Source organism: Streptomyces sp. NBC_00019 (genome assembly GCF_045041015.1).
Classification (GTDB): Bacteria; Actinomycetota; Actinomycetes; order Streptomycetales; family Streptomycetaceae; genus Streptomyces.
This window is the reverse complement of record NZ_CP108302.1, coordinates 4,907,537-4,921,825: the sequence shown is the minus strand read 5'-3', so window position 1 is coordinate 4,921,825 and position 14,289 is coordinate 4,907,537. Positions and strand designations below refer to the sequence as shown.

At 72.3% G+C, this 14,289-nt stretch carries 15 protein-coding genes; 7 read left to right on the top strand and 8 right to left on the bottom strand.

Going from position 1 to position 14,289, the window contains the following annotated elements; all coding sequences use genetic code 11:
- Nucleotides 1-59: 59 nt before the first annotated feature.
- Both OHU89_RS23010 and OHU89_RS23005 read left to right on the top strand, forming a co-directional pair.
- Nucleotides 60-920 (top strand): metallophosphoesterase, encoded by an 861-nt coding sequence (locus tag OHU89_RS23010; RefSeq protein ID WP_405645500.1) that lies wholly within the window; start codon nucleotides 60-62, stop codon nucleotides 918-920.
- 94 nt (nucleotides 921-1,014) lie between these two features.
- Nucleotides 1,015-2,478, top strand: a complete 1,464-nt coding sequence (locus OHU89_RS23005; protein ID WP_405645499.1) for an MFS transporter — start codon at nucleotides 1,015-1,017, stop codon at nucleotides 2,476-2,478.
- Between the two features lie 53 nt (nucleotides 2,479-2,531).
- Here OHU89_RS23005 and OHU89_RS23000 read toward each other — a convergent pair whose 3' ends face one another.
- Nucleotides 2,532-3,098, bottom strand: coding sequence for a hypothetical protein (locus OHU89_RS23000; protein WP_405645497.1), 567 nt, complete (start codon nucleotides 3,096-3,098; stop codon nucleotides 2,532-2,534).
- 39 nt (nucleotides 3,099-3,137) lie between these two features.
- Nucleotides 3,138-4,106 (bottom strand): ankyrin repeat domain-containing protein, encoded by a 969-nt coding sequence (locus tag OHU89_RS22995; protein WP_405645495.1) that lies wholly within the window; start codon nucleotides 4,104-4,106, stop codon nucleotides 3,138-3,140.
- 284 nt (nucleotides 4,107-4,390) lie between these two features.
- Here OHU89_RS22995 and OHU89_RS22990 point away from each other — a divergent pair, with 284 nt between their 5' ends.
- Complete coding sequence (locus OHU89_RS22990; protein ID WP_405645493.1) at nucleotides 4,391-4,513, top strand: hypothetical protein; 123 nt, start codon at nucleotides 4,391-4,393, stop codon at nucleotides 4,511-4,513.
- A 25-nt stretch (nucleotides 4,514-4,538) separates the two neighbouring features.
- Here OHU89_RS22990 and OHU89_RS22985 read toward each other — a convergent pair whose 3' ends face one another.
- The 3 genes from OHU89_RS22985 to OHU89_RS22975 are packed head-to-tail and all read right to left on the bottom strand — an operon-like array spanning nucleotide 4,539 to nucleotide 7,815.
- On the bottom strand, nucleotides 4,539-5,894 hold the full coding sequence (locus OHU89_RS22985; protein WP_405645491.1) for a PTS transporter subunit EIIC: 1,356 nt from the start codon (nucleotides 5,892-5,894) through the stop codon (nucleotides 4,539-4,541).
- A gap of 16 nt (nucleotides 5,895-5,910) precedes the next feature.
- Nucleotides 5,911-6,846: an N-acetylmuramic acid 6-phosphate etherase gene (gene murQ, locus OHU89_RS22980; protein WP_266890749.1), complete on the bottom strand. Its 936-nt coding sequence runs from the start codon at nucleotides 6,844-6,846 to the stop codon at nucleotides 5,911-5,913.
- A gap of 45 nt (nucleotides 6,847-6,891) precedes the next feature.
- Nucleotides 6,892-7,815, bottom strand: a complete 924-nt coding sequence (locus OHU89_RS22975) for a MurR/RpiR family transcriptional regulator (RefSeq protein WP_405645489.1) — start codon at nucleotides 7,813-7,815, stop codon at nucleotides 6,892-6,894.
- 55 nt (nucleotides 7,816-7,870) lie between these two features.
- On the opposite strand from OHU89_RS22975, the gene OHU89_RS22970 reads away from it, so the two are divergent.
- Both OHU89_RS22970 and OHU89_RS22965 read left to right on the top strand, forming a co-directional pair.
- Complete coding sequence (locus OHU89_RS22970; protein ID WP_405645487.1) at nucleotides 7,871-8,266, top strand: hypothetical protein; 396 nt, start codon at nucleotides 7,871-7,873, stop codon at nucleotides 8,264-8,266.
- The gene (locus tag OHU89_RS22965) at nucleotides 8,263-8,541 is read left to right on the top strand and encodes a DUF4031 domain-containing protein (RefSeq protein WP_266890755.1); all 279 of its coding nucleotides are present in this window, start codon (nucleotides 8,263-8,265) and stop codon (nucleotides 8,539-8,541) included. The genes OHU89_RS22970 and OHU89_RS22965 overlap by 4 nt, the downstream gene beginning before the upstream one ends.
- Before the next feature lie 7 nt (nucleotides 8,542-8,548).
- Here the strand turns inward: OHU89_RS22965 and OHU89_RS22960 are convergent, their stop codons facing one another.
- Together OHU89_RS22960 and OHU89_RS22955 are read right to left on the bottom strand one after the other, a co-directional pair.
- On the bottom strand, nucleotides 8,549-9,616 hold the full coding sequence (locus tag OHU89_RS22960) for a GNAT family N-acetyltransferase (protein WP_405645485.1): 1,068 nt from the start codon (nucleotides 9,614-9,616) through the stop codon (nucleotides 8,549-8,551).
- Nucleotides 9,617-9,643: 27 nt separating this feature from the next.
- Nucleotides 9,644-10,291 carry a hypothetical protein gene (locus OHU89_RS22955; RefSeq protein WP_405645483.1) on the bottom strand — a complete coding sequence of 216 codons (648 nt, stop codon included), beginning with the start codon at nucleotides 10,289-10,291 and terminating at the stop codon, nucleotides 9,644-9,646.
- 63 nt (nucleotides 10,292-10,354) lie between these two features.
- On the opposite strand from OHU89_RS22955, the gene OHU89_RS22950 reads away from it, so the two are divergent.
- Together OHU89_RS22950 and OHU89_RS22945 are read left to right on the top strand one after the other, a co-directional pair.
- The gene (locus OHU89_RS22950; RefSeq protein WP_405645481.1) at nucleotides 10,355-11,020 is read left to right on the top strand and encodes a maleylpyruvate isomerase family mycothiol-dependent enzyme; all 666 of its coding nucleotides are present in this window, start codon (nucleotides 10,355-10,357) and stop codon (nucleotides 11,018-11,020) included.
- Nucleotides 11,021-11,141: 121 nt separating this feature from the next.
- Nucleotides 11,142-11,852, top strand: a complete 711-nt coding sequence (locus OHU89_RS22945) for a copper homeostasis protein CutC (protein ID WP_405645479.1) — start codon at nucleotides 11,142-11,144, stop codon at nucleotides 11,850-11,852.
- A gap of 148 nt (nucleotides 11,853-12,000) precedes the next feature.
- On the opposite strand, the gene OHU89_RS22940 is transcribed toward OHU89_RS22945, so the two are convergent.
- On the bottom strand, nucleotides 12,001-14,046 hold the full coding sequence (locus OHU89_RS22940; protein WP_405645477.1) for a HelD family protein: 2,046 nt from the start codon (nucleotides 14,044-14,046) through the stop codon (nucleotides 12,001-12,003).
- Between the last annotated feature and the right edge of the window lie 243 nt (nucleotides 14,047-14,289).

Genomic DNA, 14,289 nt, shown 5'->3' with positions numbered 1-14,289 from the left:
AACTGAGCCGTGCTGAATTGACGGTGTAGGGATCCTCATCTCCCGCTAGCGTGCGGGAGATGAGGATCCTTCATCTCTCCGACACCCACCTCGAACGCACCGACGCCCCCAACCGGCACGGCGTCAACGCCCACGACTCCCTGCGCCGCATGCTCGCCGAACTCCGGCACGTACAGGGCGTCGACGCGATCGTCGTCACCGGTGACCTCGCCAACGACGGGGCGGTGGAGGCGTATACGGCCGTCAGGGAGCTGTTCGGGGAGTTCGCGCAGACGCTCGGCGGGGCGCCTGTCTTCTACACGACCGGCAATCACGACGAGCGTGCGGCCTTCGCCGAGGTGCTGGGCAGTGGGCATCCGGAGCCCGGCCGCGTGCTGGAGTCCGCGGCGGGGGAGCGGGCCGCGGTGAGCATGGTGGCGGGGTGGCGGTTCGTGACGCTGGACTCGCTGGTGCCGGGGAAGGTGCACGGGCATCTCGGCGCCGCCCAGCTCGACTGGCTGCGGGGCGTGTTGGCGACGCCTTCCCCGAACGGCACGGTCCTCGCCTTCCATCATCCGCCCTTCGCGCTGGACAACCCCCTCCAGCAGCTCTTCGGTCTGCGCAACCCCGCCGACCTGGCAGCGGCGGTCCGGGGCACCGACGTCAAGGTGATCCTCACCGGCCACTTCCACCTCCAGCTCTGCGGCCTCCTGGAGTCCGTCCCGGTGTGGGTCACCCCCGGCGTGGTCAACCGCATCGACCTGACGACGGCACCGGGGACCGAGCGCGCGGTGCGCGGTGCCTCGGCCTCCCTGATCGTCCTCGGGGGAGCCGCCGGCCCGCTCTTCCACACCTTCCACGCACGCGACCCCCGGGCCCACGAGACGGTCTACGAGCTGGACGAGGACAAGGTGCGGTCCTTCGTGGAGCAGTACGGCTGACCTGCTGCTCTTGGTTAAGTCAAGCAACTGACTTAATGTATTGACCGAAAGTTGCCTAGGTCAATCACCAGCGCATCGCTATGGAGGCCCCGCCATGTCCGACGCCCCTGCCGCCGCACCACCACGGTCGAATGCCGTGGTCGCGGTGCTGGCCTTCGCCGGAATCGTGGTCTCGCTGATGCAGACCCTGGTGATCCCGATCGTCCCTGAGCTGCCGAGGCTCCTGGACGCCCCGGCGTCGGACACCGCGTGGGCGGTCACCGCGACGCTGCTCGCCGCCGCCGTCGCCACCCCTGTCGTGGGGCGTCTCGGCGACATGTTCGGCAAGCGCCGGATGCTGCTGATCAGCGTCGTCATGCTGATCGCCGGCTCGGTGGTCTGCGCGCTCTCCGACTCCCTGATCCCGATGGTCGTCGGCCGGGTGCTCCAGGGCCTGGCCTCCGGCGTGATCCCGCTCGGCATCAGCATCATGCGCGACGAACTGCCCGCGGAGCGCCTCGCCGGCTCCACGGCCCTGATGAGCGCCTCCCTCGGCATCGGCGGCGCGCTGGGTCTGCCGGCCGCCGCCCTCATCGCCGACAACTTCAGCTGGCACGTCCTGTTCTGGACGTCGGCGGCGCTGGGCGTCGTGGCTCTCGTGCTGGTCTCGCTCTTCGTACCGGAGTCCCGGGTCCGCACCGGCGGCCGCTTCGACCTGGTCGGTGGCATCGGCATGGCGACGGGCCTGGTCTGCCTCCTGCTCGGCATCTCCAAGGGTGCGGACTGGGGCTGGGCGAGCGGCACGACGGTCGGCCTCTTCGTGGCGGCGGTCGTCGTCCTGCTGGCGTGGGGCTGGTTCGAGCTGCGTACGGACCAGCCCCTGGTCGACCTCCGTACGACCGCCCGCCGCCAGGTCCTGGTCACCAACCTCGCCTCGATCGCCGTCGGCTTCGCGATGTTCGCCATGTCCCTGGTCCTGCCGCAGCTGCTCCAGCTCCCCTCGCAGACCGGGTACGGCCTCGGCAGGTCGATGCTCGTCGCGGGCCTGGTCATGGCCCCGTCGGGCCTGGTGATGATGGTGACGGCGCCGATCTCGGCGGCCGTGTCGAAGGCCCGTGGCCCGAAGACGACGTTGATGATCGGTGCCCTGATCGTGGCCGCGGGCTACGGCATCAACATCGCCCTCATGACCGAGGTCTGGCACTTCGTGCTCGCCGCCTGCGTCATCGGCGCCGGCATCGGCTTCACCTACGGCTCGATGCCCGCCCTCATCATGGGCGCGGTCCCCGCCTCGGAGACGGCCGCGGCGAACAGCCTCAACACCCTGATGCGGTCCATCGGAACCTCGTCGGCGAGCGCCATCGCGGGGGTGATCCTGGCCCAGATGACGACCGACTTCGGCGGCTACGCGCTGCCCTCCGAGAGCGGCTTCAAGGTGGTCCTGGCGGTGGGCGCCGGGGCGGCACTGCTGGCGTTCGTGGTGGCCGCGTTCATCCCGCGGCAGCAGCCGGCGGGGGAGACGGCGGCGCCGGTGCCCCAGGACGCTTCCGAAGCGGCCGGGGCAGCGGCCAAGTCATAGACCCGGTGAGCCGGTCGGGCCCGTCACGGTGGCCGTGGCGGGCCCTTCGCCGTCTACAGGTTGCCCAGGGGCTCGATGTCGACCTTGACGGGCGTGCCCCACACCCGCAGCACCTCGTAGTCGGTGAACTCATGGACGAGCCGGTACGCCATGGCGGCCCGGGGGGCGCGCCGCTGGGCGGCGAGATACAGCTCGGCTTCCCCCCGGTCCCGCCTCGGTGTGCCGCACAGCTGCCACTCCTGTCCGTTCCACATCTCGGGCAGCCAGCGCTGCTGCGGCTGCGGCCGGTCGTCGCGCACGCCGTAGCGGGAGGGGGCGGAGGCGGCCTGCGCCGGTGCGGACGGGCCGTTGATCTGGGAGCGCCGGGCGGTACGGCGTCGGGTCTCGCACAGCAGACACAGGTCAGGCGCGTTCTCGTCGACCGGACCGTTGGGGTGCTCGGCGCAGCGGGTGCTGGGAGCGGCGGCATTGGTGCTCTCGTCCAACAGGTCGAGAGCCCGCTTGATGTCGGCCTTGACCTCGTACAGCTTGGTGTCCGGACTGTCGCCGGTCAGGGCCTCGCCATGCTCGCCGAGAAGGCGCAGGGCTCGGCCCAGGGCGGTGAGCTGGGCGTGGTTCATGAGGAAACCGTACCCACCCGCGCTGACAGCGCCCCGCCCTCAGTGCTCCCAGTAGTCGCGGACCGGCAGCTCCACCCAGGCGTCGGGGGGACCGGTGACGGCCCGTGCGTCGGTCGGGCGCAGACCGGCGTAGGCGATCGAGTAGGCCACGGCGTGGTGACAGAAGACATAGTTGGTGAGCACCTCCGCCGGGCTGTCCCCCTCGTCCGGCCCGCCACCGGGATGCAGGTCCCAGCCCACGCCGACGCCGTCGCGGAAGACGCTGCCCTGGTTGCCGCTCTTGGGGTTGGCGTACAGCCCGTAGCAGACCGTGCCGGCGGACAGGAGTTTCTGGACGAGAGGCTGCTGCGGCGCGTAGCCCCAGGGCTGGGTGACGACGCAGCCGCCCGGCACGGTGGTGACGCCGACGAGGCGCAGGGTCTCGTCCATGTCGAAGTCGTACGGGTCGTCCAGCACCGCTTCCATCAGCTCGGGGTCCGCGTCCGTCGCCCCCAGCCGCCGTATCGCCTCCGCGGCGTCGATGCCCGCCACGCAGGCCAGCCCCGTGCCGTCGTAGTACAACTCACCCAGCGCGTCGATCAGTCGACGCCCTTCCCGGGCCACTGCCTGCTCCGCCTCGCTCAGCTCCCGCTCGCCCTCGGGCAGCGCAAACAGCTCCGGTACAGGCCCGGCCAGACTCAGCCGCCCGGGCGACCAGCCACCGAACCCCACCCGCCAGGGGTCGGCCCCGGCCTCGGCCAGCACCCGCGCGTTCTCCGCCCGCCCGGCCACCACGGCGTCCCACAACGCCGTCGTCCCGTTCTCCAGCGCATCCACGTCCCTCACCCGCCGGGCGAGCTCCGCGACGACCTCGGGCGCCCCGAACAGCGCCGCCCGGTGCAGCGGCCGCGACCCTCCGGGCCCCCACGCCTCGGGATCCGCACCCCCGTCGAGCCGCCGCCGCACATCGCCGAGATCCAGCCACCCCCGATAGTCCATCCCGCCCCAACCACCACCGCGCTCACCCACGGAGCCCCCTCCCGTCGTCAGACCCCCACGATGACATCCCCCACTGACACCGCCCCCGACGCCCACCCGCCCGACCATCGCAAGCCGGTCGACCGGCCCTCTGAGGGAAACGGCCGAGATCCGTCCGGCTGGCGGCCGGCGGTGCCCGGGCGGCGAGCCGTACCGCCGGCGACGGCCCCCTCGTCTTCGATCCCGAGGCATTCACCGAACTGACCGTCGCCATCACCGACACCGAGGGCACCGCCCACGAGGCCGTCTACCGCTTTTGCAAGGTCGCCTCGTACGTGGCGAAGCCCGTCGACGTCCTCTACCAGTCCCTCAACGTCAGCGTTCCGGTCACCGTCGACGGAACCGCCGTCGACGCCCGGAACGCCCCCATCCTCTTCGCCAACTCCATGGTGATCTGATCCCCGAACGCCGGAGCCCCCGCGGTCAGGGCGAGGGCTCCGGTGCCGTCGCCGGCGGTCGTCGCAGGCCGAAGAAGTACGTCGTCGCGAACCCCACCGCGTACCCGGTGACCAGCCCGCCCGCGTAGACGGCCACCGCCGTCCCCAGACCCCCGCGCCCCGCCAGCAGGGGGAACAACGCCCACCCCGACGGTCCGATCGCCGTCGACCCCACCTGGTCGCCGAGCATCGCGAACAGGCCGACGAACGCCCCGCCCGCCGCACCGCCCACACAGGCGGTCAGGAACGGGCGGCCGAGCGGCAGCGACACCCCGTAGATCAGCGGCTCACCCACGCCCAGCAAGCCCGCCGGAAGCGCCGACCTGATCGTCGTACGCAATGCCACGTCGTGGCGCAGCCGGACGTAGACCGCCAGACACGCCCCCACCTGTCCCGCGCCCGCCATGGCGAGGAGGGGGAGGAGGACCGTGTGGCCCTGCTGTTCGATCAGGGTGGTGTGGATGGGGATCAGGGCCTGATGGAGGCCCAGCATCACCAGGGGGAGGAAGAGGCCGCCGAGGACCGCGCCCGCGAACGCGCCCGTCGTCGTCAGCAGCCAGTTCGCCGCCGTGCCGATCGCCGAGGAGACCGCGCCGGCCGCGTACATGAGGACGTAGAGCGTCGCCAGGCCGGAGACGAGGACCGTCACGGTCGGGGTGAGAAGGACGTCCAGTGCGCCGGGGACCCGTCTGCGGCACCACTTCTCGACGTACGTCCCCAGCAGAGCCGCCGCCAGCGCGCCCAGGACGCCGCCCTGTCCCGGCGCCAGCGTCACCCCGAACGCCGTCACCTTCGCCACCCCCGGGTACACCACGACCGCCGCGACCGCCCCGCCCAGCACCGGTGTGCCGCCGAACTCCTTCGCGGTGTTGAGGCCGACGAAGACCGCGATCAGGGCCATGAAGGCGGTGGCGATCGCGGCCAGGGCGGGGGTGAGCGACGGGAGCCAACCCAGGTTCAGCAGCAGGCCGTTCAGACCCGCCAGCACCCCGCAGCCGATGAGCGCGGGGATCAGCGGGACGAAGACGTTCGCCACCCGCCGCAGCGCCAGCTTCACCGGGGTCGCGTTGCGCGCCTTCTGCGTCTCCTTCCGCAGCAGCGCCTCGAAGTCGGCCGTCACCCGCGCCACCGCGCCCGGCCCCAGCACGATCTGGTACGTGTCGTCCTCGACCACGCCCAGCACCCCCGGCAGCGCCCGCAGCGCCTCCCCGTCCACCGTCGAACGGTCCACCAGGCCCAGGCGGAGGCGGGTCATGCAGTGGGCGACGGAGGTGATGTTCGCGGGGCCGCCCACGAGGGGGAGGATCGCCGCGGCGGTGTCGGTGTCGTACGAGGTGTTCACGCACCGAGCGTGCTGGTCAGCCGCCCGCCGCCGCCAGCGCGGCACGCAGATGGCCGTCGGACTCCTCCAGAAGGCGGGTGGCCGTGGGGCCGTCCACGCCGGCGAGGAGTGCCAGGACGGCGTTCTTCACCTCGCCGTCGGTGGCCGCCAGGGCCCGCTCGATCTCCTCGTCCGCCGCGCCCGTGGCCAGCGCGACGATCCGGTGGGAGCGGGCGCGCAGCTTCTCGTTGGAGGCGCGCACGTCGACCATGAGGTTCCCGTACGTCTTGCCCAGGCGGATCATCGTGATCGTCGAGAGCATGTTGAGGACCAGCTTCTGGGCGGTGCCGGCCTTGAGACGGGTGGAGCCGGTGAGCAGCTCCGGTCCCACGACGATCTCGATGCCGTGGTCGGCGGCGGCCGCCAGCGCGCTGTGCGCGTTGCAGGACAGACCGACCGTCAACGCGCCCCGGGCGCGGGCGTGTTCGACGGCGCCGATCGCGTACGGGGTGCGGCCGGAGGCCGAGACGCCGACCACCGTGTCGGACGCCCGCAGCTCCAGTGCGTCGAGGTCCGCCTGCGCCAGCTCCCTGGAGTCCTCGGCGCCCTCGACCGAGGTGACCATGGCCTCGGGGCCGCCCGCGATCAGGCCGACGACCTGCGCGGGGTCGGTGTTGAAGGTGGGCGGGCACTCGGAGGCGTCCAGCACGCCGAGGCGCCCCGCGGTTCCGGCACCGGCGTAGACGAGGCGGCCGCCGCGGCTCATCCGGGCGGCGATGTCCTCGATGGCGGCGGCGATGACGGGCAGTCCCGCGGCGACGGCGGCGGCCACGGTGGCGTCCTCCGCGTTCATCAGCCGGGCGATGTCGAGGGTGGGGAGCCGGTCGATCTCGGCCAGCTCGGGGCGGAAGGCCTCGGTGGTCAGGGTCTCCAACTCGGCGCGGACAGCACGGGGGTGGGAGGTGGAAGTCATGGGGGGTGGCTCTTTCAGGTGGCGATCCGATGGCGTGCCTACGGCTTATGGCTTACCGCGGTGTCGATGTGCCAATGCCTCGTACGACGCGGCAAGCGCGGGAGCCGCGGTCTCGTACGTCCTCTGCGCCACCCCCACGAACAGACAGTCCACCACCAGCAGCTGGCTGGTCCGCGACGACATGGCCGCGGGCCGCAGTTCACTCTCGCGCGCCGTCGACGTCGTCAGTACGTGGTCGGCGTACTGCGTGACCGAGCTGTCCGGCCGGCCCGTGATCGCCACCGTCGTCGCCCCGTGCTCGAAGGCGGCCCGCAGTGGCTCGATGACGTCGCCCGTGGCGCCCGAGTGCGTGATCGCGATCGCCACGTCGCCCGCCCGCAACTGCACCGCGTTGGTCACGGCGAGGTGGGGGTCGTTGTGGGCGTGGGCTATGAGGCCTATGCGCAGCAGTTTCTGGGTGAGGTCCTGGGCGACGAGACCGGACGCGCCGACGCCGTACACGTCGATGCGGCGGGCGGTCGCGGCCGCCGTCACCGCCGCGGCCAGCTGGACCGTGTCGAGGCCGGCCGCCGTGTCCGCGAGGGTCTGCTGCTCGTCGTAGGCGAGTTTGGCGACGACGTCCGCGATGGGATCGTCCACCGCGATGTCCGTCGTGATCGCGGGCGCGCGGCCCGACTGCTGCTGGGCGGCGAGGCCCGCGAGGGCGAGGCGGAGGTCGCGGTAGCCGGGGTAGCCGAGGATGCGGGCGGTGCGCACGACCGTCGCCTCGCTGGTGCCGGTGAGTTCGGCGAGGCCGGTGACCGTGAGGGCCGCGCAGCCTGCGGGGTCGCCGGCGACGGCCTCGGCGACGCGCTGCATGGAGCGGGTCATGGAAGGGGCGAGGGTGCGCACCTTGGCGGCGAGGGCGGCAGGGGCCGGCGGTGCGCCTCCCGAGCCGCTGCCGAAAATTTCCTTCACTTCCTGGGTCACCTATGAAAGATATTTTCGGCTCGGTGTTGTGGTCAAGAGTGCGCACAATGGGTGCATGGATCCCTCCGGCCACCCCATCAGCCCCCTGGAGCAGGCGTTGCACGCGGCACGCGCCCTCGTGCTCGCCGATCTGGTCGCGGACGAGGTCGCCGAGGCGGACGTCGTGTCGCTGGTCGAGGACTCCGTCGTACAGCGGCGCTGGTGGGTGGAGCAGTGGCCGGACGGGGTGGAGTTCGTGGCCGGGCTGGTCGCGCAGGACGTCCAGGACGCGCTGTTGGAGCGGTACGGACGGTGGCCGCTGTGCCCGGTGTGCGAGGCGGGCGATCCGCATGCCCTCGACGTCGAGCCGGAGCTGGGGCCCGATCCGCACTGGGTGTGTCACAAGGCGGGGGTGAAGGTCGCCGCGGTGGGGTCGCTGGGTCCGGCGACGGGCGGGGCGGCGTCCTCGTGACCGTCTATGTCGACCCGCCCGACTGGCCCGGCCACGGCCGCATGTGGTCGCACCTCGTGAGCGATGTGTCGTTCGACGAACTGCACGCGTTCGCCGACGGGTTGGGCGTGCCGCGGCGTGCCTTCGAGCGGGACCACTACGACATCCCCTCGCACCGGTACGCGGACGTCGTGGCCGCCGGGGCCGTGGAGGTCAGGAGCCGCGAGGTCGTGCGGCTGCTGACGGCGTCGGGTCTGCGCAGGCCCAAGGGGCGGGAACAGCAGTCCGGTTCGTGACCGGGACTCAGCGGCCCAGTTCGTAGGCGAGGAGCTCCGCGTCCTCGCTCGCCTTGGTGAACCCCGCGCGGGAGACCACTCCTTGGGAGGGGATGTTGGCCCGCTCGACCGTCGCGAAGAGAGCGCTCACGTCGTCCCGCGCCAGCGACCACCGCGCCAGCTCGCGCAGCGCCTCCGTCGCGTAGCCCCTGCCGCGGGCCCCCTCCACGAGGTCGTAGCCGATCTCCACCCGGCCCTCCTCGTCGGGGGCGCCATGGAAGCCCATGCCGCCGATCGCGAGGTCGTCCTCCCGGCGGACGAGGACGAACAGGCCGAACTCCGGCCGGTGCACGCCCGCTTCATACGCCTTCAGCACCATCCCGGACGCCTCCCGCGTCCCCTGGAACGGCCCGCCCACGACCCAGTCGAACCCGCCGGAACCGCCCGCGGCCAGATCGGCGGCGGCCGCCGGCGAGACGCCCTCCAGGGTGAGCCGGTCCGACTCGAGCACGAGGTTGTTGTTCCAGCGCCACTCGGTGACCGGGGCGCGGCCGGACAGGTCCCCGCGGCCGGTGGCCCACAGCAGGGTGCGCCAGTGGTCGGGGCCGGGCTGGACGTGCGGGAAGATCCGCGTCAGGACGTACTCGGGGAGATGCGCGGGCGGCTCGTACGCCAGTCCCAGCCCCTCCGCGATGTCGTGCGCGTGCAGCAGCACCTCGGCGACACCCATCGCGGCGAAGCCCTCGCGGCCCGCGCTGCGGAAGGGGTAGGGGTGGAAGGCGCGGACCTCGCGCGGGGTGGTGCGGAGGGTGGTCGCGAAGAGCGCGCCGGTCGTCTCGATGACCTGGATGATGCCGGCGTTGTCGGTGCCCTCTTCGAGGACGATCTCGAAGGGCACGTAGGCGTCCTTCGCCCGGCCCGCCAACTGCCCCGCGTACGCGATGAGGTCCTCCGCGATGTGTGTCGCCGTCGTTCGGCAGCTCCACTCCACCCGGCCGGCCGGCACCCCCTCCCAGTCCCGGTCCACCGCCGTCCGCAGCAGCGCCACGGCGCTCTCGACGGCCTCGGTCACGCGGTCCCCACCCATGTCAGTCATGCGGGCAGGCTAAGCGGGCCGGACCCGTCAGAGCGACAGCATTTCCAGCTCGGCGGCGAGGTTGTAGCGGGCCGTGGCCTCCCACTCCGCCTGTCCGTACGGCGTCCTGAACAGCCGCGGAAGCTCGAGGAGTTGCCGCAGCACAGCGGCCCGGCCCTCGCGGAACGCGCCGCTCGGCACGAAGCCGTACTCCTCGCGTACGGCGGCCGTGTAGGCGGCGTACGTCTTCGGCGGTGCCGCCAGGATCGCCAGGTCCGCGTCGCACAGCACCTGGCCGTCGCGGTCGCCGTCCGCCGGGTCGTGGGTGACGGTGAGACGGACGAGCCGGGCCACCTCGGCGGTCCTCGCCTCCGGCAACCCGGCCTCGGACAGGGCACGCTCGGCGATCCGGGCCGACCGCTCCTCGTTCTCGGAGCGCTCCGGCAGATACACCGCGTCGTGGAACCAGGCCGCGAGGCGGACCACGTCCGGGTCGTTGGCGTACTTCTCCAGTACGTCGACGTGGTCGAGGACCGCGGTGAGGTGCGCGAGCGTGTGGTACCTCCGCTGCGGCTCCTGCCAGCGGGCGAGGAGGTCGTCGGCGTACGCGGTGGCGTCGGGTCCGGTGGATTCGGCGCCCCTGGCTGCTTCCAGGGCGTGGACGAAACGGGTGCGCAGGACGTCGAGATCGGCCATGGGTCCATTGTCCCCCGCCCGCCCCCTGCGCGGCCGGGGCGTCGGCCCCTAGCGTGTACGTCCATGACTTCTGCTGACGTACGCGACCCCGAGCTGCCCGGACTCCTCCTGACCACCGAGCGCGACGCGCTGATCCCGCTGCTGCGGTCCCGCCCCGACACGGACTTCGCCCTGCCGACCGCCGGGTGTCCGGGCTGGACCGTACGGGACGTGCTCGCGCACTGTTCGTCCGCGCTGATGCGGGTGGTGGAGCGCCGGTTCGAGAAGGGCGTGTTCTCGCCCGAGTGCAACGACCGGGACATCGCCGAGCGCGCCGACTGGACCAACGCGCGGGTCGTCGACGAACTGGAGCGCGGCATGACCGAGGCGGGCCCGGCGATCGCCAAGGCGGGCGGGATGCTGGACATGGTCGCCGTGGGCGAGTGGGTGCACGGCGGAGACGTACGGGACGTCCTCGGGGAGCCGGGCGCGTACGCCGGCCCCGGTCTGCCGCACGCCCTCGCCCTGCTCGCCCGGATCACCCGGGAGCAGGGCCGGCTGCCGCTGCACGCCGACCTCGACGACGTGGACGAGCCGCTCACGCTGGGAGCGGTGTCGGGGGAGCGGACGCCGGCGCGGTTCATCGGGGACGCCGCCACGCTCGTACGTCTCTACGCGGGGCGACCGGTAGCGGGGAGGACGTTCGAGCTGGCCGGGGCGGAGGCGGCGGAGCTGAACATCTTCGGCTGAGTTCTCCCCCGGGCGGGGCTGATCTTGTCGCGGGCGCGGCGGCCGCGGGCGTAGTCTGGAGATTGGACTAGACCTGTAGCCGCCGTTTTCCTGCCCTTCCACCGCCGACGAATGGGGTCCCATGAGCAAGCGTGCAGTCCTGGAGGTGATCGCCCTCGACGTCGAGGACGCCGTCGCCGCCCAGGCCGGAGGCGCGGACCGCCTTGAGCTGGTCACCGACATGGCGGCCGACGGGCTGACCCCGCCGGTCGAGACATTCGCCGGGATCCGCGGGGCCGTCGACATCGCGCTACGGGTGATGCTGCGGCCGGCGGACGGCTTCGACGCGGGGGACGTCTCCCGGGTGGTCCAGGTCGCGCGCGAGATGCGGGAGGCCGGGGCGCGGGAGTTCGTCCTCGGCTTCCTCGACACCGACGGCGGTGTGGACCTGGGGGCCGTGGAGCGGGTGGTCGCCGAGCTGGACGGGTGCCGCTGGACCTTCCACCGCGCCATCGACCACGCCACCGACCGGGACGCCCTGCGCAAACAGCTGGCGGATCTGCCCGGCCTGGACACCTACCTCACGGCCGGATCCGCATCCGGCGTGGACGCCGGACTCCCCACGCTGCTCGCCGAGGCGGGGCGACGCGGGGACCCCGGATACGAGCAGCAACTACTGGTCGGCGGCGGCCTGACCCTCCAACACGTACCGACCCTCCGCACCGCCGGCATCGACGCCTTCCACATCGGCGGCGCGGCGAGACCGGAAGGCTGGCAGCGACCGGTATCGGCGCAGGCGGTGGCGAGGTGGCGCCGAGCGGTGGACGGCGAGGCCGATCAGGGCCACCCCTGAACGAGCCCCGACGACAACCACCCAGGGACGCCGCGAACTGCTGAACGAACGCTGCCGACACCCACCTAGGGGCGCGGGGAACTGCGCGACAAGCCCCCACGCACCCGCACCCGGCGACGCACCGCAAGCGGCACCCCGTACACCGTGATCACCCGGCGAGTTCCCGCGGCAGCGGCGCCGCATGCGTCACGATCAGCCCCGACACCGCTCGGGTGAGGGCCACGTACAGGCGTCGCAGACCCGTGCGCTCGTCGGGCTCCCCGTCGACCACCGCCTGCGGCTCGTCCAGGACGACATAGTCGTACTCCAGACCCTTGGCGAGGGACGCGGGGACCAGGGTCAGACGGGTCTCCTCGGTCGTCTCCTCACCCGGCTCGAGATACCCGATGCCCGCCGCCGTCAGCGCCTCAGCCAGCGCCGCGACACGGGCATCCGCCGCGATCAGCCCCGTCGACCCCTCGTTGCGCAGCAACTCCTCGCACGCGGCGACCACTTCCCCCGTGCCGCCGATCGCCCGGAGGTCGAAGAAGCCCGGATTCTCACGCACCGACGCCACCGGAGTCAGGCCCGGCGCGATGTGCGGGAGCAGCCGGGAGGCGTACGTGATGACGTCCGTCGGCACCCGGAAACCGGCCGTCAGCTCCTCGATGACCCCGTCCGCCTTCCCGAGGTGCGCGAGCGCCTCGTCCCAACTCCGGGTCGCCCAGGGCGTGGTGCCCTGCGCGAGATCGCCGAGGACGGTCGCGGAGCCGGTCGTGCAGCGGCGGCCGACCGCCCGGTACTGCATGGGGGAGAGGTCCTGCGCCTCGTCCAGCACCACATGGCCGAGCGAGTGCGTGCGCTCGACGACGTCCGTCGCCTCGTCGATCAACACCGCGTCGGCGGCCGACCACTTGGCCGCCTTCACGGACCGGGCCGGCTTCGCCGCGAGGATCGTCTTCTGCTCGTCCTCGTCGAGGACACCGTCCGCGTGTACGGCGAGGAAGTCCGCGTCCGTCAGCAGCCGCAGCACCAGCCTGGCCGGGTCGACGGGCGGCCAGATCTCCTTGACGGCCGCCTTCACCGCGCTGTTGCGGGCCACCGCGTCCTGCACCCGGTCGTCCGGTGCCTCCCCGGAGCGCTCCATCTGCACCAGCACCGCGTGCGCGATGCGCTGCGGGAGGGCGTCGCGGGCGGCGCCGTAGCGGATGTCGCGGTCCAGCAACTCACGGACGATGTCCTCGAGTTCGTACGCCGGGACCCGCCACCGCCGCGACCCGCGCACGACGACGACCGGCTCGGTGGGCAGCGTGACATGCGAGTAGACGGCGCGCCGGAGCACCTCCGCCATCCGGGCGTCGCCCTTGATGACCGCCGCGGCCGCCTCGTCGGTGCCCCGCACCTCGACCTTTCCGGCGACCAGGTCGTCGACGGTGGCCTGCTTGACCGCCAGCTCCCCGAGCGCCGGCAGGACCTGCTCGATGTAGTGCAGGAAGGACCGGTTCGGCCCGATGACGAGGGTGCCGGTACGGGCGAGCCGCTCGCGATGGGCGTAGAGGAGATAGGCGACCCGGTGCAGTCCGACGGCGGTCTTCCCGGTCCCCGGACCCCCCTGCACGCACACGGTCCCGCCGAGCCCGGACCGCACGATCTCGTCCTGCTCGGGCTGGATGGTGGCGACGATGTCGCGCATCGGGCCGACGCGGGGCCGCTCGATCTCCTGCTGGAGAAGCTTGCTGGTGGTGGCCGCCTCGGCGGGGTCGGAGAGGTGCTCGTCCTCGTACGCGGTGATGTCGCCGCGGGTGTACCCGAAGCGGCGGCGCAGCGCGATGTCCATCGGGTCCTTCTTGGACGCCCGGTAGAACGGCTGCGAGACCGGCGCACGCCAGTCGATGACCATGGGGTCGCCACCCTGGTCGTGCACATGGCGGCGCCCGATGTAGAAGCGCTCGCCCTCCGCACCCTCGGCCAGGTCGACACCGGGGGCGTGCAGATAGTCGAGGCGGCCGAAGAACAGGGGGGTGTCGCTGAGGTCGGCCAGCGCCTTGATGCGCTCCCCGATCTGGCGCTCCAGGATCTGGGCGTTGACCCAGTTCGCGGTCACGTCGCTGATGTCGAGGGACTCGGCGTCCTCACGCATGGCGCGCAGGGCGGACCGGGACTCGGAGAGGTGGGCGCGTTCGCGGCCGAGGGGGTCGTCGACGGGCGTGGACAAGGGGGTGCCTCCGAAGGTGCTGCGGGCTGAGGTGCTGCGGCATGCCGACCGGTTTCCGTCCGGTCGGCGGCACTCCGGGTGGGAGGCGGGCAAGAGCCGGGATTCTAGAGGGACGGCCGGTGCCAGGGCCAACGGTTTTCCGCGCCCCCTAGGGGATCACCCCTCGGTCCGCTGGGGGAGACTCCACCCCCGGGGTGTACCCAGGTAGCACAGGAAGTGGGGCCTTGGGGCCGATGCCCTCCT

What these genes read in the sequence shown, in the direction of transcription:
- OHU89_RS22970 (WP_405645487.1), top strand. Translation starts at nt 7,871, where the DNA reads ATGGATCCCTCCGGCCACCCCATCAGCCCCCTGGAGCAGGCGTTGCAC.
- OHU89_RS22945 (WP_405645479.1), top strand. Translation starts at nt 11,142, where the DNA reads ATGAGCAAGCGTGCAGTCCTGGAGGTGATCGCCCTCGACGTCGAGGAC.
- OHU89_RS23000 (WP_405645497.1), bottom strand. Translation starts at nt 3,098, where the DNA reads ATGAACCACGCCCAGCTCACCGCCCTGGGCCGAGCCCTGCGCCTTCTC.
- OHU89_RS22950 (WP_405645481.1), top strand. Translation starts at nt 10,355, where the DNA reads ATGACTTCTGCTGACGTACGCGACCCCGAGCTGCCCGGACTCCTCCTG.
- OHU89_RS23010 (WP_405645500.1), top strand. Translation starts at nt 60, where the DNA reads ATGAGGATCCTTCATCTCTCCGACACCCACCTCGAACGCACCGACGCC.
- OHU89_RS23005 (WP_405645499.1), top strand. Translation starts at nt 1,015, where the DNA reads ATGTCCGACGCCCCTGCCGCCGCACCACCACGGTCGAATGCCGTGGTC.
- OHU89_RS22960 (WP_405645485.1), bottom strand. Translation starts at nt 9,616, where the DNA reads ATGACTGACATGGGTGGGGACCGCGTGACCGAGGCCGTCGAGAGCGCC.
- murQ (WP_266890749.1), bottom strand. Translation starts at nt 6,846, where the DNA reads ATGACTTCCACCTCCCACCCCCGTGCTGTCCGCGCCGAGTTGGAGACC.
- OHU89_RS22955 (WP_405645483.1), bottom strand. Translation starts at nt 10,291, where the DNA reads ATGGCCGATCTCGACGTCCTGCGCACCCGTTTCGTCCACGCCCTGGAA.